This window comes from Mesorhizobium sp. C399B (assembly GCF_030323185.1).
GTDB lineage: Bacteria > Pseudomonadota > Alphaproteobacteria > Rhizobiales > Rhizobiaceae > Mesorhizobium.
Genome location: NZ_CP100472.1, coordinates 1803874 through 1821802, shown reverse-complemented (window position 1 = coordinate 1821802; position 17929 = coordinate 1803874). Strand labels below are relative to the sequence as shown.

Below are 17929 nucleotides of genomic sequence, written 5' to 3'. Positions count from 1 at the left end.
GAAGCCTTGCCGCGCGCAATGCACATTGCTGCAACGCACCAATGCAGAAAGCGCTGAGCTTGACGCGGGTCTATGTCAGGCGAGCGGCTTCAGCTCCTGGGCGATGGTTGGCAACAGCTCCGAGACGTTGGGGTGGATATGCACGGCGCGCGCCAGCGTATCGACCGACGCCTTGGCGTACATCAGCTCGAGCACGCAGTGCACTGCCTCGTCGCCGCCGGGGCCGAGCACGGAGCAGCCGAGGATTTCCCTGGTGTCGGCATCGACCAGGATCTTCATGAAACCTTGCGTCTCGCCCTTTTCGATGGCGCGGCCGACGCGGGTCATTGGTCGCTGGCCGACCAGCGCCTTGCGCCCGGATTTCTTCACCGCCGCCTCGGTCATGCCGCAGCGGCCGAGCGGCGGATCGATGTAGAGCGCATAGGCCTCGATGCGGTCGCTGACCTTGCGCGGATCGTCGTCGAGCAGATTGGCGGCGACGATCTCATAGTCGTTGTAGGAGGTGTGGGTGAAGGCGCCCTTGCCGTTGCAGTCGCCCATCGCCCAGATGCCGGGCACGCTGGTGCGCAACTGGTCGTCGACGGTGACGAAGCCGCGCAGATCGACCGTGATGCCGGCCTTGTCGAGGCCGAGGTCGTCGGTGTTGGGGGTGCGGCCGAGTGCCAGAAGCACATGCGAGCCGACCGCCGGCGGCTTGCCGGATGAGAAGGTCACGGCGATGTCCTTGCCCTGTCTGGCAAAGCGGATGTCGTCGGCGCCGACATGGACTTCTATGGCTTCGTTTTCGAGGATCGATAGGATGGCCGCCGACACGTCCTCGTCCTCGCGGCCGGTCAGGCGCGAACTCTTCTCGATGACGGTGACTTCAGAGCCGAAGCGGCGAAACATCTGCGCGAATTCAAGAGAGATGTAGCTGCCGCCGACGATGACGAGGTGGCGCGGCAGAATTTCGAGGTCCATCATTGAGGAGTTGGTGAGGTAGTCGACGTCGTTGACGCCGGGCAGGTCGGGCACCGAGGCGCGGCCGCCGGTGTTGAGGAAGATCTTTTCGGCAGTCAGAAGCTCGTCGCCGACGCGCACCGTGTTGGCGGATTCGAAGCGGGCATGGCCGCGATAGAGCGTGCAGCCCTTCATGCCGGCGATCCAGGTCTCCAGATTGGTGCGGGAGTCATTGGTGACCTTGTCCTTGCGCGCCTTGATCCTCTTGTAGTCCACGCCGACAGGGCCTGAGAACGTCACGCCATAGTCCGCGGCACGCCGCGCCAGATGCGCGGCATAGGCGCTGGCGACCATGGTCTTCGTCGGCGTGCAGCCGGTGTTGACGCAGGTGCCGCCGACCAGCTTGCGCTCGATCAGCGCCACGCTCATGCCGGCTGACGTCAGCCGGCCGGCGAGAGGAGGGCCGGCCTGTCCGGCGCCGATGATGATGGCGTCGTATGTCTTGGCGTCTGAGGCTTGGGCAGTCATACCACCGCCGCCACGATCAGCAGGCCGCCGATGATCGCCACCGCGTCCTCGATGAGGGCGGCAGGCAAATCCTTGCCGAAGGCGGCGGCCAACCGGCCGCGCGCTTCGGCGCCGCCATAGGTGCCGATGACGGCGCCGATGGCGCCGGCAATCAGGCCGCCAATGGTGGAACCGGCGGTGGCGCCGATCACCGCGCCGCTGAAGGCGCCAAGCAGGATGCGGGCGCCGAATTGCTGCGGCACCTTGCGGCTCGGCGTCGAGGGCAGCTGGTCGGTGACCAGTTCGACGATGGCGAGGATGGTGAAGATACCGACGGCGGCCCAATGGCCCATGAAACTTGCCCAGGTGCCGGCCACCGGCAGCCAGCCGAGATACGCGCCCCAGGCGATCGCGGCCGGCGCGGTCATGGCGCGAAGACCGGCAATGACGCCGATCAGAAGTGCAAGCAAATAGAGCATGTCGATCCCCTCGAAAGCAGGCCCGGGACTGGCCCACGAGGGCAAGCTAGCATAGGTCCAACGTTTGACCAGAGTCGGCACTGGTGCTTCTTCCATCAGTGAGCATTGTACTTTGGTAAACAGTCGAACACGACGAAGGGACGGAGTCGCTGTGATGGCCGATAGCGAACGCACAAGGATGATTGCAGGCGAATGGTACACCTGCATCGACGACGAACTAGAGGCGCTGCGGGTGATCGCGCGCGATGCGGTGTTCGAGCATAATACGCTACCGCCCCAGCAACGCGGCAATATCGGTCCGGCGCTGTCGGTGCTGCTCGGCAGCACGGGCGAGGGCGGCCGCATTGAGGCGCCGTTCCACTGCGCCTACGGTTTCAACATCCATCTCGGCGACGGCGCCTTCCTCAATGCCGGCTGCACCATCCTCGACACCGCGCCGGTGCGTATCGGCAGGCGGACGCTTCTCGGCCCCAATGTGCAGATCTACTGCGCCGAGCACCACAAGGAGGCCGCGGGCCGTCAGGCGGGACTGGAGATTGCCCGGCCGGTCACCATTGGCAATGACGCCTGGATCGGCGGCAGCGCCATCATCCTCGGCGGCATCAGCATCGGCGATGGCGCCATAGTCGGCGCCGGCGCGGTGGTGACGCGCGACGTGCCTGACAACACCACAGTGGTCGGCAATCCGGCGCGGGCGGTCAAGCGGGGCTGAACTCGTCGTGGGCGGTCAGTATGAAGCCGTACGTGCCATGCGCTCGTCCGGACCGGCTCGCCGCGAGAATTCACGCCGGTATTGGGCCGGTGACGTCTTGAGCCGTGCGGCGAAATGCTGGCGCAGCGAGGTGGCGCTGCCGAAGCCGGCTTCGAAGGCCACCATGTCCATCGATTTTTCCGTCGCCTCCAGCAGCCGTTGCGCCAGTTCGGTGCGTTGGCCGGCCAACCATTCGCCAAAGCTGGTGCCGATCGATTTCTGGAAACGGCGGGTGAAAGTGCGCCGAGTCAGGCCCGCGGCCTCCGCGACGCGGTCGAGGTTGTGCGTTTGTCCGAGCGTTGCCCGCACCGTGTCCAGCGCCAGGGTGAAGCGGTCGGTGGCCGGGGTTTTCGCCAGCGGGCGCTCGATGAACTGCGCCTGCCCACCCTGCCGGTGCGGCGACAGTACAATGTGCCTTGCCAGCCGCAGCGCTACCTCTGCGCCATAGCGCGCGCGCACAATGTGCAGGCAGCAGTCGAGCCCGGCGGCGACGCCGGCCGAGGTGACGATGTCGCCGTCGTCGACATAGAGCACGTCGGCGTCGACTTCGATGTCCGGGTACAATGCCTGCAACCGGTCGGTGGAGGCCCAATGTGTCGTCGCACGCCGGCCCGCAAGCAGCCCGGCGGCGGCAATGGCGAAGGTGCCGAGACAGAGGCCGACGATCAGCGCACCGCGCCGGTGCGCGTGGGTGAGCGCTGCCAGGAGCGGCGGCGGAAGTGGGGCCTCGAGATCCTTCCAGCTCGGAACGATGACGATGTCGGCATCGTCGAATGCGGAAAGGCCATACGGCACCGCGATGGTCAGCCCGGCATCGGTGTGGATCGCTCCATCGTCGAGCGCGCAGACGCGAAAGTCGAAACGCGGCAGGCCAAGCTTGGTGCGGTCGGTGCCGAACACCACGCACGGCACGGAGAGGTGGAACGGGCTGATGCCGTCAAAGGCGAGAACGGCAATGATCGGGTCGGCCATGCGTGTTTCCAGCAAGCGAAAAGCGGATTGTCCCAATTCTTTCGACTGATGTCAATCGGGCCACTTTTGGCAGTCGGGCGATTCGCCTATTTCCTGTCCCATTCAAGCTCGAAGGAGAACACCATGTCCGCCAATATCACGCCGCGCCGCGCACTCATCGTTATCGATGTCCAGAATGATTATGATGGCGGCAACCTCGCCATCCAGTGTCCGCCGTTCCGCGACAGCGTCGTCAATGTCGCGCGCGCTATGGATGCCGCCGCTGCGGCCGGCGTGAAGGTGGTGGTCGTCAAGCAGATGGCGCCCGAGACCTCGCCAGTCTTCGCCAAGGGCAGCCATGGCGGCGAACTGCATCCCGAGATCGCCCGGCGAAGCCGCGACCACTATGTCGAGAAGTCACTGCCTAGCGCCTTTGCCGGCACCGACCTCGAGGCGTGGCTGCGCGCCAATACCATCGATACGATAACGGTGATCGGCTACATGACGCATAATTGCGACCTGTCGAGCATCATCCACGCCGCGCATGTCGGCTTTGCGGTCGAGTTCCTGTCCGACGCCACCGGTTCGCTGCCTTACGCCAACAGCGCCGGCTACGCCTCGGCCGAGGAGATCCACCGCGTGGTGTCCATCATCCTGCAGTCGCGCTTTGCGGCCGTGCTCAAGACCGCCGAATGGATCGATTGCCTGAAGACCGGTGCTTTGCCCGAACGCGACACGCCCTATGCGTCCAACCAGCGCGCGCTGGCGCGCAACGCTGCATAGGCAAATTGCCGAGAAGGAACAGGGGCGCCGCAGTCTGCGGCGCCCCTTGGCGTTCCTGATCACGAACACCGGGGCGTGGCCTCGTTTGGAAGTCTTTTCGGCTGGGCCCATTCACTTTCGGGATGATGAGCCGGCTAAACGCAAGAAACTCAGATCGGGCTCTATCTCAGGATGGGGAACTGGAGAACAGAGTGAAGTCTTTCACAGACGAAGGCCTCTCTCCGAGGAACGGTATATCTGGATCAAGGGGTGGGACGGGGTAGACTTCCCCGGGAGAAACAAGTGAAAGCGCGAATTGCACGAACTACAGTCGTTCTCGCCTTGGCTGGTGCCGCGGCACTCTTGCCATGGCCCGCTTTCGCCCAGGTCCCTTCGCACGCGCCGGGGACGATCTGCTTCACTCAATCCTTCTGGTGCTGGGCGCAGCCGCCCGGCCCGCCCGGATATCCGTGCGGGTGCCCGTCGCAATACGGCTATGTGCCGGGCTATCTAGGGTAGTCGTCAGGCGGGGGGATTTCACGATGACGACGACACCGGCCGACCCTCTCGTTTCTGGACTCATCGCGGACGCCAAGCTGGTCGCCAACTACGGCCGCTACGGTGTGTTCAAGGACAGTTCCCTGTTTGCGGCCATCGGCAATGCCGAAAAGCTCGACGATGCGACGGCCAGCCAGCCTGAGGTCGTCAATCTTCAGACGGTTTTCAACGATTGTTCCGGCACCGTGCCATTTGCCACCCTGGCGGCACTGCGATCGGGCTGGTCGCCCGGTGACATGTCGCGCAAGACCGCGCTGGCGACGTACTTTCTCGTGGCTCTTTCCGTGCTTTTCATGGTTGTAACCGGAAGATTGACGTACATTTACAACAAGGGAGTCGCGATAAACTCCGAACTCATAGAAATCGACAACAATGATTTCAGCGCACGGTTCGGACAGGCGATACGCCAGGTTTGGGCGACGAAGAAACAACTGAGCTCGGCATCGTCCGAGCAGGCTTCGACCACGGATCTGACGCTTCTGAAGGACGCCTATTACAATTCGGAAGATAGCCTTCACGCTCTCGACCAGCGCTTTTCCTCCCTGGTGAGAAGAGCGCAAGGGTTCATGACTGAGGACGCGCAATTCCCGATCTGGGGAATGCAATGGATGTACTGCAAATTTTATTCAACCTCCACGGCAGATGGCGTAGCGGCGGGCCAGGCTCAGTATTCCCAGCAAGGTGCCATAGACCAGTTCTGTGACCAGCCGCTGGGGGTGAGTAAATCCACGCCTCCAGACAAGCTCAAGGAGCTCCCCAATCAGCCGGATGCCTATTGCGCGCAGATAAACACCGAAAAGAAAAACCCGAACAATCTTGAAGGTACGTCTTCGGAAAAAGTGACGGACGTGAATGCCGATTTCGACGAGGCAACGCGCAGCCTGCAGTGCGACGGAGTGATCACGATCGCGCCGAACTCGATCTACACGCTGACCGCGCAGATAAAGACGCTGGACGAGGTTCTCAGCCCATATGCCTTGTGGATACTCCCAGCCTTCTACGGCGCGCTCGGAGCCATCATGTTTCACATGCGGATGATCCTCAATCCGCTGCTGCCCAATCCACCGCTGTCGCGGCTGATCCACAGGATCGCACTGGGGGCGCTGGCCGGCATGGTGCTTGCCTGGTTTGTAGCACCGGGCACCAAGCTTGGAGAGGAGGCTTCGGGAATAGGCTTCAGCCTCTTCACCTTCTCCTTCCTGTTTGGGTTCAGTCTGGATATCTTCTTCACCATTCTCGACCAGTTCGTCAGCATGTCGGTCGCCGGGATCAAGAAGTTCGGGTCCTCGACAGTGGCGTGAGAAGCCCGGCAAGCAAAAGGGCGCCGCATGGCTGCGGCGCCCTTGGTTGTCGAGACAAATCTCAGAACAGGCCTTCGATCTGGCCGGCCTCGTTGAGGAAGATTTTTTCCGAGGACGGCGCCTTGGGCAGGCCGGGCATGGTCATGACCTCGCCGCAGATGACGACGACGAAGCCGGCGCCCGCCGAAAGCCTGACCTCGCGCACCGGCACGGTGTGCCCGGTCGGCGCGCCGCGCAGGTTCGGGTCGGTCGAGAAGGAATATTGGGTCTTGGCCATGCAGACCGGCAGGTGCCCGTAGCCGGCCTGCTCCCAGGCATGCAGCTGGTCGCGCACCGACTTGTCGGCGATCGCCTCGTCGCCGCGATAGATGCGCTGGACGATGGTGTTGATCTTCTCGAACAGCGGCATTGCGTCGGGATAGAGCGGCGCGAACTGCGAGGCGCCGGATTCGGCGATCTCGACGACCTTGCGCGCCAACTCCTCAATGCCGGCAGAGCCATTGGCCCAATGCTTGCACAGGATCGCCTCGGCGCCGAGCGAGGCGACGAAATCCTTCATCGCCTGGATTTCCACCTCGGTATCGGTGGTGAAATGATTGATCGCCACGATCGCAGGCACGCCGAACTGTTTCACATTCTCGATGTGGCGGCCCAGATTGAGGCAGCCCTTCTTGACTGCCTCGATGTTTTCCTTGCCGAGGTCTTCCTTCTTGACGCCGCCATTCATCTTCATGGCGCGCACGGTGGCGACGATGACGGCAGCCGCCGGCTTCAAACCCGCCTTGCGGCACTTGATGTCGAAGAATTTTTCGGCTCCGAGGTCGGCGCCGAAGCCGGCTTCGGTGACGACGTAGTCGGCGAGCTTCAGCGCCGTGGTGGTGGCGACCACCGAGTTGCAGCCATGCGCGATGTTGGCGAACGGGCCGCCATGCACGAAGGCAGGGTTGTTCTCCAGCGTCTGCACCAGGTTTGGCTGCATGGCGTCCTTCAGCAGCACCGCCATGGCGCCGTCGGCCTTGAGGTCGCGGGCATAGACCGGCGTCTTGTCGCGGCGGTAGGCGACGATGATGTCGCCGAGGCGCTTTTCCAGATCCTTGAGGTCGGTGGACAGGCACAGGATAGCCATCACTTCAGAGGCGACGGTGATGTCGAAGCCTGCCTCGCGCGGATAACCGTTGGCGACGCCGCCGAGCGAGCAGATGATTTCGCGCAGCGCCCGGTCGTTCATGTCCATGACGCGGCGCCAGGCGACGCGGCGGGTGTCGATGCCGAGCTCATTGCCCCAGTAGATGTGGTTGTCGATCAGCGCCGACAGAAGATTGTGCGCCGTGGTGATGGCGTGGAAGTCGCCGGTGAAGTGGAGGTTCATGTCCTCCATCGGCACGACCTGCGCGTAGCCGCCGCCGGCGGCACCACCCTTGACGCCGAAATTCGGGCCGAGCGAAGCCTCCCGGATGCAGACGATCGCCTTCTTGCCGATGCGGTTCAGACCGTCACCAAGGCCGACGGTGGTCGTCGTCTTGCCTTCGCCGGCCGGCGTCGGGTTGATGGCGGTGACGAGGATCAGCTTGCCGTCCTTGTTGGCCTTCACCGATTTGATGAATTCGGCCGAAATCTTCGCCTTGTCGTGGCCGTAGGGCAAAAGGTGCTCGGTCGGGATGCCGATCTTCTGGCCGATCTCCTGGATCTGCTTTTTCTTGGCGCCGCGCGCGATCTCGATGTCGGACTTCACTTCGGCCATGACGGCTTTCCTTCGGATTGGACGGTGGAGGGGACGGGTTTGATCTCACTCGCAGGCATGTTGAACCCGGGCGCGGGCATGTTCTAACCCTGTCGCTCCCGCGGCGTCAACTTGCATGCAACTATGTTTCCTATGAAGAAAGTGTCTCCGCGGCCGGCCGACCTGTCGCAGGTTCTTCCTGGCTCCGTTGCCGCGCCGTATAGAAGCCAGAGGACGCGACGTTCCGCCGTCTCAAAACAGCCGCCCAATGCACGGAATGCGACAGAGGCGACGGCGCAAATTCGCCATCGCTCGCCGGGAAAGCTGTGAACGCTACTGAGTCAGGACGTTGCTGATCTCGACCATGTTGGAGCGCACGCGAAGCACGTAGAAACCCATCGTCGTCAGGTGCGTCGGCATGATCCAGCCATCCTCGCGGCCATTGGCGATGATGAAGGGCTGGATGCGCAGCGCCGAGACGAATTGCGCATCCATCGTGTCCCACAGATTGCCGAGATGCTTTTCCTTGATGACGTCCTCGAAGTCGGCCTGGGCGCCTTTCATCAGGCCGTAATAGGCATAGAGCTGGCCATAGGCGAACCAGAAGCGGTCATCGGCGCGGAAGTCGAACCAACCATTGTTGTGGTTTTCGGCGCGCTCCTTGAGGATCGCGGAGGTGGAACCGATGTCGGAGGAGATGCGGTCGATATACTGCTTCAGATTGTCGGCGCGGGCATCGAACGTCGCCTGGCAGCTGCCGAGGCGGGCGTTGAAGGAGCGCAGCTTGGTGACGGCATCGCGATAATAGCTCGGCGTCGGCGTCTTGGGGCCGAACGGGTTGAGGCCGAAATACCAGGTCTCCTCGTCGAACTGCAGATTGCCGCGCGCATCCTGCAGGTCGCCGTCGATCTGCGATGTGGTGCGAACACGCCCGAGATTGTCGGCAAGCTCGGTGGCGGTGCGCCGCACCGCCTGGTTGATGCCGCGCTGGAACGAGGCCTTGTTGTCCATGAACGGCGTGTTGTCCCAGTCGATGCCGAACAGGCCGAGTTTGTAGAGGATCATCGACGAGATCCAGGCATTCTGGTTGACGTTGAAGTCCGTCAGGTCGGCCGCCACCTGGGCGATGCCCGAATTGCCGCAGGTCTTGGCGGTGTCGGTGCCGGCGCCGGCGGCAACCTGTTCGCCGGCGGAAATGTTGCGGTTCTCGAAGGTGTATTTGTCGACGTAGTTGGGATCGAACTTGTTCCACCACTGGGTGGCGTAGAAGAAATTGGCGTAGAGGCCGATCAACACCAGAAGCGCGAGGCCGACCACAGCCTTCAGGATCCAGCCGCGCTGCGTATACCAGCGCCCAGCCCAGAGGAACGGCCACAGGATCGCGCCGATGACGAGGCCGATGCCGCGGCCTATCCATTGGAAGATGCGGGTGAAGAAATTCACGATCGGATCAAGCATGGCTCTCGTTCACCCCTCAGTCAGTCAGGCCGTAAAGGCGCGTGCGAAACGCCACTTTGTCTTTCAAATATGTGGTTTTCAGAACGTCCACAACATGCGACCGCCAGGCGTCGCTGTAGCCGTCATAGTCCTTGTAGAAGCCCGGCTTGTTGAAGACGTAACGCGAGACGAAGTCCTGCGGCACGAAATCCGAGATCAGCTGGTTGGTCAGCCAGGCGTCGGGATGGTCGGGCTTGCCACGCACGACCAGGAAGCGCTGTTGCGGAAACACATCCTCGATCTTGAGATGGCCGAGCTGGGCGATCTCACGCTTGGCGGCGTTGAGAAAGGGGAAATTGCCGTCCTTGGTGATCAGATCGGCATGGCCATGGATCCAGGTCTGCAGCCAGACCTTGTCGACCTCGGTCAAATTGCGGTTCGGCTCTGTGTCGCGGATGAGAGCGCGCACCACCATCTCGGCGCGATGCTCGAGATAGCCCGAGCTTTCGACCCATGACGCACGGGGCAGTTCGATGCGGCCGGTGCTGGCCAGGAACTTGAACACCTTGTCGGCATCGTTGATCGAGAGATAGCTGATCTGCCAGGGCCGCGAACGGCGAAAGCCGGGGGCGGCCGGGTCGCCGATGACGGTGGTCATATCAGGATCGACGAAGACGTAGACGCCGCCGAAATGGCTGGTCCAGTAGGCGTTGTGGCGGAAGATCACCTGGTCGGGCACCAGCGCATTCTCACGGATATCGCCGCAGACCTTCGCCAGCTCCACCATACGGCTCAGCATGGTGTTGTCGCGCCAGGCATCGGGCTCCTGCTTCAGCCGGTCGACCAGCTTGCCGAGTTCGGCGGCCTTGCCCAGCACGTCCTCGGCCGAAAGCACCCTGAACTCGACCTGGCTGATCGACAGCAGATCCTCGATGTCGTTGACCAGGGGAACGGAATCCTCGATCTCCCCGTAGATGACATCCTTGATCGTCAGCGCATCGATGGCGCGCTGGTTCTTGGACATGAACTCGAACATCAGCTGCGAGGTGTTGGAAAAGGCGGTGTGCACCACCGGCAGATCGATCTGCGACGGCGTCAGGATGATGAAGCGGCGGTTGACCTCGTTGGGGTCGAGATAATCGTAATCGCCGCATTCCTCGGCCACTTCGGGCGAGAAGCCGGTGCGGTCGATCTGGAAGCTCTTCAGCTTGGTCGGTTTGAGGCCGAAGGCGACAAGCGCCTTGTTGTAACGCTGGATGAGGTGCGGCTCGTCGACGGTGAGCAAGCGGCCGTAGATCAGCTCATTGTCGCGGAGAAGGTCGGGCTTTTTGGCGTGGCTCATGCAGAACGTTCCGAGTGGCGTTGCCTGTTGTGGCGAAGCGCCAACGCTGACGCCTCCCTCTCCCCGTTCTGCACGGGGAGAGGGCAAGGGTGAGGGGCAGCGCTAGCATTCAAGGACATGTCTCCCCATGGCCTTTGGCGGCAATAAATCGAAGATCATTGGTCCGGATGTGCCGATCGAGGCGCTGTTCGATAGCTGCCATGGTCGTAGCGATCTCTGGTCCACGCATGCGCCGCCCCTCACCCTTGCCCTCGCCCCGTGAAGGACGGGGAGAGGGGGGCGTCAGCGTTAGCGCCAAGCCTTTCAGCACCCGCGGGCAGCGAAGGAAGCTCACGCATTCCACAGCCCCTTCTTCTTCATCTCCTCCATCTCGCGCCCCGCCCGTTCGCGCAAGCGTGCGTCGCGCAGCAGCTTCTCCACCGCGGCGTCGTCGGATTTGTCGGAATAGCGGAACTCCGAGTCGGCGTAGCGGTTGATCTCCTGCATGACCATGTCCATCGAGAACGGCCCACGCAGTTCCTCGATCATGGCTTTCTTCTCGTCGTAGCCCTTGTGCATGAAGGCTTCCGGCTTCTCGAACCAGTCGTCGGGCAGCTCGATGTCCATGGCGCGCATCTTGATGGCGTCGGTGACGTTCTTGATGGCTCGGCCGGTGAAGCGCGGCTCGGCATCCTTGATCAGGTGCAGATAGGTGCCGATGTCGGCCATCGATTTCGGCGCGCCATTCTCCTTCATGTAGCGCTCATAGACCTTCATCAGCCCTTCTTCCTGAGGCTTCTCGTGCTCCTCATAGGCTTCGGTCACCGCGCGCTGGATCTCCTGCGCGGCGTAGAGCTTGTGGTCGCCGAGTGGGATCTTGTGGTTCTTGCCGGCAAGCAGGACGAAGATGTCGATATAGTCGTCGCGGCTCTGTGGGCCGTCGACCAGCCAGCGGGCCCCGGCGCGCTGGCGCAGCGCATCGTCGACATTTTCGGGATAGTTGGAAAACATGCCGAACGAGCAATTGCCGCGCACCACCGTGCCGGCGCCGGCAAAGGCGTCCATCAAGACGCCGGTGATTTCCTGTTGGCCGGCCGAGGCGCGGTCGTCGGAGCGGCGGGCCGCCACCTGGTCGATGTCGTCGACGGTGCCGAAACCGATGACACGTGGGTTCAAGACATTGTTGATGAACTGGCGGCAATTCTGGCCGGATTTGCCTTGGTAGGACGAGATCTGGTCGACGCCGAAATTCTCATAGGCGAAGGGATAGCCGGCAACCTGGCAATAATTGTTGACGAGGCCGGCGATCATCTGGATCAGCGTCGTCTTGCCGGTGCCCGGCGCGCCATCGCCGATGAAGGTGAAGAGGAAGCCGCCGAGCTCGACGAACGGGTTCAGCTCGCGCTCGAAATCATAGGCCATCAGCATCTTGGCGAGCTTGACCGACTGGTATTTGGCGATGTGGTTGCCGACGACCTCTTCGGGCTTCTTGAAGGTCATCACCAGCGGTTTCGAACGCTTGCCGGGCGCGACGTCGAAGCCGTCGAGGGTGAAATCGTCGGCGTCGATGCGGATATGGGCGTTCTCGAACGGACCGATGCCGTCGAAGCGGCCTTTGCGGGCCAGCAGCCCATCAATGGCGACCCGTGCAAAAGCTCGCGCGCGCGTCGTCAGGTCGCCATCGTCCTTGGAGCCTGCAATCGCCTTGTCCAACCCGGCGACGATCGACTTCACCGCGTCCTGCGGCGTGTCGAACAGGAAGTCCGGTTCGGGGATATCGTTGGGAGCCTCGCCGTCGCTGTCGATCAGCTGGAACAGGTAAGAGGCGAGGCTGAAGGCTGAAACGTAAGCCGAGGCTGACAGAAGCTTCTTGAAGGTCGCCGCCTCATCGCCCTCAAGAGGCGCGCGGGTGTTCTTGGCCTGGAGGCTTTCGAGGTCGGAGCCCTCGGCGAAGACGTCGGAGATGGCGAGCGCAATCGCCAGGCCGCGGCGGGCGCGGAACAACAGCGTGTGCTGCGGGATGCTCATCAGCTGGTCGTCGGGATGGATCGCGGCGACGGTCTTGGTAAGCTCGACCTCGCGGGTACGGCGCACCGAGCCGACCGAGACTGTCGAGACAAAGCGGCGATTGGTGCCGGCAAGTGCTGTGCCGGATTCGCGCGCAGGATCCTCCAGCACGACGGCGCGAGTGATGAAGCTTTGCGCGGTTGCGCGGTGCTTTTCGATAGCCGCTTCCGGAATGGTGGTCAGGCCGGTGTCCATGAAGGATGCTCCGCGATGTGACGGTCAGACATCTGAAATCACCTGCCCATTTGACAGGATGTGAACCTTGTAGCCGGAAAAGATCTTTTGAGCTTCGCCGGCGGCGTAGAGTGCTTGATAGGCTTCGTGCGGGATCAGGGCGTGGTTCTCGTAGCTCGACACACCCTGGCGCGCGGCTTCGAGATCGTCGGTGTTGATAAAGAATTCCTGCGTGGTCTTCTCGCTCGAAAACAGGCCCTTGCGGCCGGGTTTCTCGCCCTTGGAGTAGACCTCCTGGATGGTCCAGGTGAGCAGCCAGGCATTTTCCGGTTTGCGCACCTTGGCCAGCACCTCGGTCACGGTCGAATTGTTGTCCGTAATGCCTGCGGAATAAAAGGGGCCGAGCACGACGCGGCGCAGCTGCTTAGGGTGCAGCGGCTCGAAATCCTTGTCGAGATTGACCGCAATCGTTGCGGGCGAAAGCGTGTAGGCGGAATTCTTCTCGGTGAAATCGTCGAAGCGATGGGCGAGTTCGGGGTTGAGCAGGCCGTCCACCGGCAGCGGGATGTCGACCCGTTCATTGAGCTTGCCGCTGCTGTCAACGAGCTGCCGGATCATGCTTTCGGAGGAATCCTCCACCGTCACCATGTAGACCAGCGGCAGGTTGGCGCTGCCGTCGAAGCTCGCCCAGTGCACGAGGTAATAGGGGCGCCCGGTCTTTGGATTGACCGAGACCTTGGCCGTCTGCGCCAGCGAGAACGGGCCAAAAGTCTGTTCGCTCTTGACGTCCTCGAGATAGAGCCGCTCGGCCATCGACTTCTGCAGCGCTTCGGGGAATTCCTTGTGGCGCAGGATGAAGTCGGCCATTTCCTCGCGCAATTCGCCGGCCAGCGGAATGTTGGCCAGCCGCGCCTCGGCCTGGCGGCGGTCGTTTTCCAGTTCGAGCAGGTTCTGGAAGACGGGATAGCCGCTGTCGGCGCGCGAAATGCGGAACGTGTCCATGAAGCCGAGCCGGTTGCGCCAGCAGGAAAACGATTTGTCCAGCCGGGCAATGTATTCGGCGACAATCTTGGCGACGATGCCGTGCCGGTAAAGCGGCGAGCGGTCGTCGCGCATGAACACTTCGAGGCCGCTGAGTGCTGCCGTGATGGCGGAAAAATAGCGCGCCGCCGCTTCGTTTTCGGGAGTCATGCCGGTGTGCCCGCGTGCAGCCGCTCCTTACGACTGCACGTAGTTGGCCGAATTGTGCTTCTTCATCACGTCGTCGAAACGGCGGGCGAAGGCGTCGTCGGCGAGCTTCTTGCGGCGCTGGATGTCGGAGCTGGCGACCATGTTCTTCTCGTGCATTTCGAGAAGATCGCCGATGTGCTTTTGCGAGGCGGCGCCAATGCCGGCCATGGTCTCTTCGGCGGTGTTGTCAACCTGGCTGCCCAGCGTGTTGATCTTGTGGGCGACATCCTGCTGGGCGGCGGTCTTCAAGGAATCTTCCAGTGCCTTGTAGAGCACGATGCGCTGCTCGGTATCGATGGTCAGCTTGTTGATAAGCGTCGACTGGGCTGCGATCTGATTGTTGAGCGAATCGACGAAGGTCTGGAACATCGAGGTGTAGCGTTCCAGCGTCTGGCTCTCGGCCAGAAGCTCCTGCTCCTTGGCTTGCTTTTCATTGTATTCGGTCGCCAGTTTCGAGCGCTCGCCCTCAAGCTGCGTGCGCTCCTTCTGACTGGTAGAAGCGGCGATCTTGTTTTCGATGTCGAGCAGCAGCGGATTGACCTCCTCGATGCGCTTCTGCACCGCCTCGAGGTTGGTCATGGTGACCTTGCGGCGCTCGATCACCTGCGACAGGCTGTTTTCCGAGGTCTTGTAGCGCTGGTCGAGGACCTCTTTCTGCGCTTTCAGGATGCCGACGATGGTGTCGGACTTGACCAGAAGCTCCTGCAGATTGCCGGCCAGCGACATGTTGCGGACGCGGTCGGTGCGCATGCGCTGCTTGCGTTGCGCCGAGAAGACACCGACGAAGCTTTCCCAGCCGGTGTAGTTCTTCATGCTCTCGAATTCAGTGCCGAAGACGTTGGTGGCGTCTTCCAGCCCGATGATCAGGTCGGCGATGTTGCCTTCCATCACCTTCTGCTGCTTCAGCACGTCCTCGATGCGGGCATTCTCGATGTCGAAATTGGCGTCTCCGATCTTCTTGTCGGCGGTGGCCAGCGTATCAAGCACGGTGCCGGACTGCTCGATCTTGGAGCGCATGTCCTGCACGACCTGCCTGGTCTTGGCAATTTCGGCATCGAAATTCTGCAATGTCGCCATAGGGGCCTCCCGCTTCGGCTTCCGGTCGCTGGCTGCGAACAGCGGCGAATATATGTGGGGTATCAGGGGATTGAAAGACGCAAGACAAGACCCGCCCCGAAAACAAAAAAATGCCTGGTCGTCTTGAAAGGCAATGAAGGCGGGGTCATGGCGTGATTAACCAGCCGGCCAAGTATTGTTCAATTGTCATTGAACTTTGACGGCTGCGAAGAAGTCGATCTCGGACAGTGTGGGTGTGCTGAATTCGACAGAGGGCTCAATGAGTTGCAAGCGCGAGACAGCTGGCGGAAGCCGTCGCCATCACGCTACGCATCGCGCCGTTCAAGGCTTCGGATCGGCCTTCAGATAGGCGATGACGTTGGCGATGTCCTCGTCGCTGCTCAGGCCGGAGAAGCCCATCCTGTTGCCGGGTACTTTCAGCTTGGGAGCGCCGAGATAGGCTTTGAGGTTGGCTTCGTCCCAGACCAGGCCGGCCGCGCCGGCGTCCTTCATGGCCTGCGAATAGTTGAAGTTCTGGGCGGTGCCGGCGATGCGGCCGACGATACCGAGGAGATGCGGGCCGACCTTGTCGCGGTCGCTTGCCGCCTCGTGACAGGCCATGCAGCGGTAGAACACTTTCTTGCCAAGTGCTGCATCGCCGTCGGCCAGCGCGGCGAGGATACCGGCCAAGTAAATGACAAGGCCTGATGAAATGGCTCGAAGCATGGCGGTTCCCGGCTGGCTCTGGCTGAGGGCAAAATAGGCTGCAGGCCTTAACAAACGCCGTATGCCGGTGGATAGCAGCCGGGCTCAATCCGTGCGCGGGATCGCCGCGACCGCCTGCTTGACCTGCTTTTCAATCGCCGCCGACGAATGATTGTCGCGCACGAAAGCGCGGCCGATCTCCGCCATCTCGGCGGCCGCTTGCGGGCGTGTCGCGAGATCGATGATTTTCAATGCCAACTTGCCGGCATCGTCGCTGGACAGGAAATGCCTGCCCGCCTGCAGGCCAAGCCCTTCGACGGCCTTTTCGGTGGCGGCGACGACAAGGCCCGCCGCCATCGCCTCCAGCACCTTGATGCGGGTTCCGCCGCCGAAGCGCAGCGGGATCGGCGCATAGCCGGCACGCCCAAGCAATTCCGGCAGATGCGGTGGGTTCTCGATCAACCGCAGACCATGCCTGGTGCATAGACCGCGCACGACATCGCGCGGGTTTCTGCCGGCGACGGTGATCGACCAGGGCCGGCCGGAGGCGGCGAGGCGCGGCGCCATCGCGCGGCCGATCTGCTTGACGGCGTCGATGTTGGGGAAGTAGCCGAGATGCCCGATGAAGCACAGGCTGAGCTCACTGAAGCGCTCGGCAGCAATCGGCAGGGAAAGCACGCTCTCGTCTGGAATGGGGTTGGCGACGAACCTGACGTCGTTGACGGGGCCGAGAGCGGACAGAAGCGCTTCGTCGGCCCGCGAACAAACCCAGACCTGGTCGGCCAGGGCAGCCGCACACCTGTCGGCTTCGCGCGCCTCTGCCTTCCTTCGCCTGTTTTGGCGCCAGTCTCGAATTTGCTGCCACAGCGTCAGGCCGGCGATCCGGTCGGACACCGTCCGGGAATCGATGTTGTGCTGGTCAAGGACGGTGCGCGCGCGATGCTTCGGCGCCAGCGTCAGCAGCTGCGAAAGCACGATCTCCTCGATCACCACGAGATCGGGCGCGAATTCCCTCCAGATGGCGTCGGCTTCGGCCAGCTCGTCGTCCGGCATCATATGCACGGTCGGATGCGGGCTGCGCCTGCCCCAAGGCGCCCTGCCGCGCGCTGCCTCGATGATCCGGTGACGGATGTTCGGCGGTGTGGAGGGTGCCGGGGCGCCAGTCAGGCTTACCGTCAGGACCTCGCCCATCGATGCCAGGGCGCGTGCATTGGCGGCGTTCCGGATCTCTCCGCCGGAGACCGGCGGAAACGGGCAATCAACTGTGAACTGCAGAATTTTCATGTTGTCCCGGCCGTTCAGCCTCTGGTGAAGCCAATGAAATCGTCGGGCGCGGCGCGGCCCATTTCCTCTTCCCAGTGGCGGCGGCAGAGCGAGATATAGACGTCCTTGCCGATCGCCACCTGTTCGCCTTGTCTGGCCACCTTGCCGTCAGCGCCGAGACGCACGACCATCGTCGCCTTGCGGCCGCAGCGGCAGATGGTGCGCACTTCGCGCAGATCGTCTGCGATGGCCAGAAGCGCTCGCGAACCGGAAAACAGATTGCCCTGGAAATCGGTGCGCAGGCCGTAGCACATCACCGGGATGTTCAGCCGGTCGGCGATACGGGCGAGCTGCCAGACCTGCTCTTCCTCGAGAAATTGCGCCTCGTCGACAAAGATGCAATGCACCGTCGTATGTTCGTGATGCTCGGCGACGCGAGCGTAGAGATCGTCGCCGTCGCGGAACATCTCGGCCTCCGTCTCCAGGCCGATGCGCGACGAGATCAGCCCGGTGTCGCCCTTTCTGTAGTGGCCGGCGACGAACAGCATCGTCGTCATACCGCGTTCGCGATAATTGTAGGACGCCTGCAGCAGCATTGTCGTTTTGCCGGCATTCATCGTCGCATAGTGGAAGTAGAGCTTGGCCATGCCGTCCTTTTAAGCCGAGTTGGCGCGGCGCGGGGAGAGGGCACCGCTGCATTTCATGGGA

General features: G+C 62.4%; 16 protein-coding genes. 4 read left to right on the top strand and 12 right to left on the bottom strand.

Annotated elements, in window-relative coordinates; genetic code table 11:
• Nucleotides 1-75 precede the first annotated feature (75 nt).
• Nucleotides 76-1467, bottom strand: coding sequence for an FAD-containing oxidoreductase (locus NLY36_RS08590; RefSeq protein WP_023695828.1), 1392 nt, complete (start codon nucleotides 1465-1467; stop codon nucleotides 76-78).
• Entirely contained in the window at nucleotides 1464-1925 is a 462-nt protein-coding gene (locus NLY36_RS08585; RefSeq protein ID WP_023695827.1) for a membrane protein, read from the bottom strand. The genes NLY36_RS08590 and NLY36_RS08585 overlap by 4 nt, the downstream gene beginning before the upstream one ends.
• Before the next feature lie 154 nt (nucleotides 1926-2079).
• On the opposite strand from NLY36_RS08585, the gene NLY36_RS08580 reads away from it, so the two are divergent.
• Complete coding sequence (locus NLY36_RS08580; protein WP_023695826.1) at nucleotides 2080-2637, top strand: sugar O-acetyltransferase; 558 nt, start codon at nucleotides 2080-2082, stop codon at nucleotides 2635-2637.
• 15 nt (nucleotides 2638-2652) lie between these two features.
• On the opposite strand, the gene NLY36_RS08575 is transcribed toward NLY36_RS08580, so the two are convergent.
• The gene (locus NLY36_RS08575) at nucleotides 2653-3648 is read right to left on the bottom strand and encodes a helix-turn-helix domain-containing protein (protein ID WP_023695825.1); all 996 of its coding nucleotides are present in this window, start codon (nucleotides 3646-3648) and stop codon (nucleotides 2653-2655) included.
• A gap of 123 nt (nucleotides 3649-3771) precedes the next feature.
• Between NLY36_RS08575 and NLY36_RS08570 the strand changes: the two genes are divergently transcribed.
• Nucleotides 3772-4410 (top strand): isochorismatase family protein, encoded by a 639-nt coding sequence (locus tag NLY36_RS08570; protein WP_023686167.1) that lies wholly within the window; start codon nucleotides 3772-3774, stop codon nucleotides 4408-4410.
• A 521-nt stretch (nucleotides 4411-4931) separates the two neighbouring features.
• On the top strand, nucleotides 4932-6248 hold the full coding sequence (locus tag NLY36_RS08565) for a hypothetical protein (protein ID WP_023691612.1): 1317 nt from the start codon (nucleotides 4932-4934) through the stop codon (nucleotides 6246-6248).
• A gap of 61 nt (nucleotides 6249-6309) precedes the next feature.
• Here the strand turns inward: NLY36_RS08565 and NLY36_RS08560 are convergent, their stop codons facing one another.
• The 3 genes from NLY36_RS08560 to NLY36_RS08550 form a co-directional block, all read right to left on the bottom strand.
• On the bottom strand, nucleotides 6310-7989 hold the full coding sequence (locus tag NLY36_RS08560; protein WP_023695824.1) for a formate--tetrahydrofolate ligase: 1680 nt from the start codon (nucleotides 7987-7989) through the stop codon (nucleotides 6310-6312).
• Between the two features lie 312 nt (nucleotides 7990-8301).
• Nucleotides 8302-9426: a DUF2333 family protein gene (locus NLY36_RS08555; protein WP_023686165.1), complete on the bottom strand. Its 1125-nt coding sequence runs from the start codon at nucleotides 9424-9426 to the stop codon at nucleotides 8302-8304.
• A 16-nt stretch (nucleotides 9427-9442) separates the two neighbouring features.
• Nucleotides 9443-10747: a DUF6638 family protein gene (locus NLY36_RS08550; RefSeq protein ID WP_023734987.1), complete on the bottom strand. Its 1305-nt coding sequence runs from the start codon at nucleotides 10745-10747 to the stop codon at nucleotides 9443-9445.
• Nucleotides 10748-10874: 127 nt separating this feature from the next.
• On the opposite strand from NLY36_RS08550, the gene NLY36_RS08545 reads away from it, so the two are divergent.
• Complete coding sequence (locus NLY36_RS08545; protein ID WP_023695822.1) at nucleotides 10875-11009, top strand: hypothetical protein; 135 nt, start codon at nucleotides 10875-10877, stop codon at nucleotides 11007-11009.
• Nucleotides 11010-11077: 68 nt separating this feature from the next.
• On the opposite strand, the gene NLY36_RS08540 is transcribed toward NLY36_RS08545, so the two are convergent.
• The 6 genes from NLY36_RS08540 to NLY36_RS08515 all read right to left on the bottom strand — a co-directional run bounded on the left by NLY36_RS08540 (nucleotide 11078) and on the right by NLY36_RS08515 (nucleotide 17868).
• Complete coding sequence (locus tag NLY36_RS08540; RefSeq protein WP_023734986.1) at nucleotides 11078-12988, bottom strand: ATP-binding protein; 1911 nt, start codon at nucleotides 12986-12988, stop codon at nucleotides 11078-11080.
• Nucleotides 12989-13012: 24 nt separating this feature from the next.
• Nucleotides 13013-14158, bottom strand: a complete 1146-nt coding sequence (locus NLY36_RS08535; protein WP_023669989.1) for a hypothetical protein — start codon at nucleotides 14156-14158, stop codon at nucleotides 13013-13015.
• 27 nt (nucleotides 14159-14185) lie between these two features.
• Nucleotides 14186-15274, bottom strand: a complete 1089-nt coding sequence (locus NLY36_RS08530) for a hypothetical protein (RefSeq protein WP_023669990.1) — start codon at nucleotides 15272-15274, stop codon at nucleotides 14186-14188.
• A 321-nt stretch (nucleotides 15275-15595) separates the two neighbouring features.
• A complete protein-coding gene (locus NLY36_RS08525; RefSeq protein WP_023734985.1) occupies nucleotides 15596-15979 on the bottom strand; it encodes a c-type cytochrome in 384 nt (127 codons plus the stop codon).
• 84 nt (nucleotides 15980-16063) lie between these two features.
• Nucleotides 16064-17242, bottom strand: coding sequence for a glycosyltransferase (locus tag NLY36_RS08520; protein WP_023691608.1), 1179 nt, complete (start codon nucleotides 17240-17242; stop codon nucleotides 16064-16066).
• A 14-nt stretch (nucleotides 17243-17256) separates the two neighbouring features.
• On the bottom strand, nucleotides 17257-17868 hold the full coding sequence (locus NLY36_RS08515; protein WP_023683669.1) for a thymidine kinase: 612 nt from the start codon (nucleotides 17866-17868) through the stop codon (nucleotides 17257-17259).
• Nucleotides 17869-17929 lie beyond the last annotated feature (61 nt).

Excerpts from the sequence above, each read along its gene's own strand:
- NLY36_RS08570 (WP_023686167.1), top strand. The coding sequence starts at position 3,772 with ATGTCCGCCAATATCACGCCGCGCCGCGCACTCATCGTTATCGATGTC.
- NLY36_RS08530 (WP_023669990.1), bottom strand. The coding sequence starts at position 15,274 with ATGGCGACATTGCAGAATTTCGATGCCGAAATTGCCAAGACCAGGCAG.
- NLY36_RS08580 (WP_023695826.1), top strand. The coding sequence starts at position 2,080 with ATGGCCGATAGCGAACGCACAAGGATGATTGCAGGCGAATGGTACACC.
- NLY36_RS08575 (WP_023695825.1), bottom strand. The coding sequence starts at position 3,648 with ATGGCCGACCCGATCATTGCCGTTCTCGCCTTTGACGGCATCAGCCCG.
- NLY36_RS08525 (WP_023734985.1), bottom strand. The coding sequence starts at position 15,979 with ATGCTTCGAGCCATTTCATCAGGCCTTGTCATTTACTTGGCCGGTATC.
- NLY36_RS08590 (WP_023695828.1), bottom strand. The coding sequence starts at position 1,467 with ATGACTGCCCAAGCCTCAGACGCCAAGACATACGACGCCATCATCATC.
- NLY36_RS08585 (WP_023695827.1), bottom strand. The coding sequence starts at position 1,925 with ATGCTCTATTTGCTTGCACTTCTGATCGGCGTCATTGCCGGTCTTCGC.
- NLY36_RS08520 (WP_023691608.1), bottom strand. The coding sequence starts at position 17,242 with ATGAAAATTCTGCAGTTCACAGTTGATTGCCCGTTTCCGCCGGTCTCC.
- NLY36_RS08550 (WP_023734987.1), bottom strand. The coding sequence starts at position 10,747 with ATGAGCCACGCCAAAAAGCCCGACCTTCTCCGCGACAATGAGCTGATC.
- NLY36_RS08540 (WP_023734986.1), bottom strand. The coding sequence starts at position 12,988 with ATGGACACCGGCCTGACCACCATTCCGGAAGCGGCTATCGAAAAGCAC.
- NLY36_RS08560 (WP_023695824.1), bottom strand. The coding sequence starts at position 7,989 with ATGGCCGAAGTGAAGTCCGACATCGAGATCGCGCGCGGCGCCAAGAAA.
- NLY36_RS08515 (WP_023683669.1), bottom strand. The coding sequence starts at position 17,868 with ATGGCCAAGCTCTACTTCCACTATGCGACGATGAATGCCGGCAAAACG.
- NLY36_RS08535 (WP_023669989.1), bottom strand. The coding sequence starts at position 14,158 with ATGACTCCCGAAAACGAAGCGGCGGCGCGCTATTTTTCCGCCATCACG.
- NLY36_RS08555 (WP_023686165.1), bottom strand. The coding sequence starts at position 9,426 with ATGCTTGATCCGATCGTGAATTTCTTCACCCGCATCTTCCAATGGATA.
- NLY36_RS08565 (WP_023691612.1), top strand. The coding sequence starts at position 4,932 with ATGACGACGACACCGGCCGACCCTCTCGTTTCTGGACTCATCGCGGAC.
- NLY36_RS08545 (WP_023695822.1), top strand. The coding sequence starts at position 10,875 with ATGGCCTTTGGCGGCAATAAATCGAAGATCATTGGTCCGGATGTGCCG.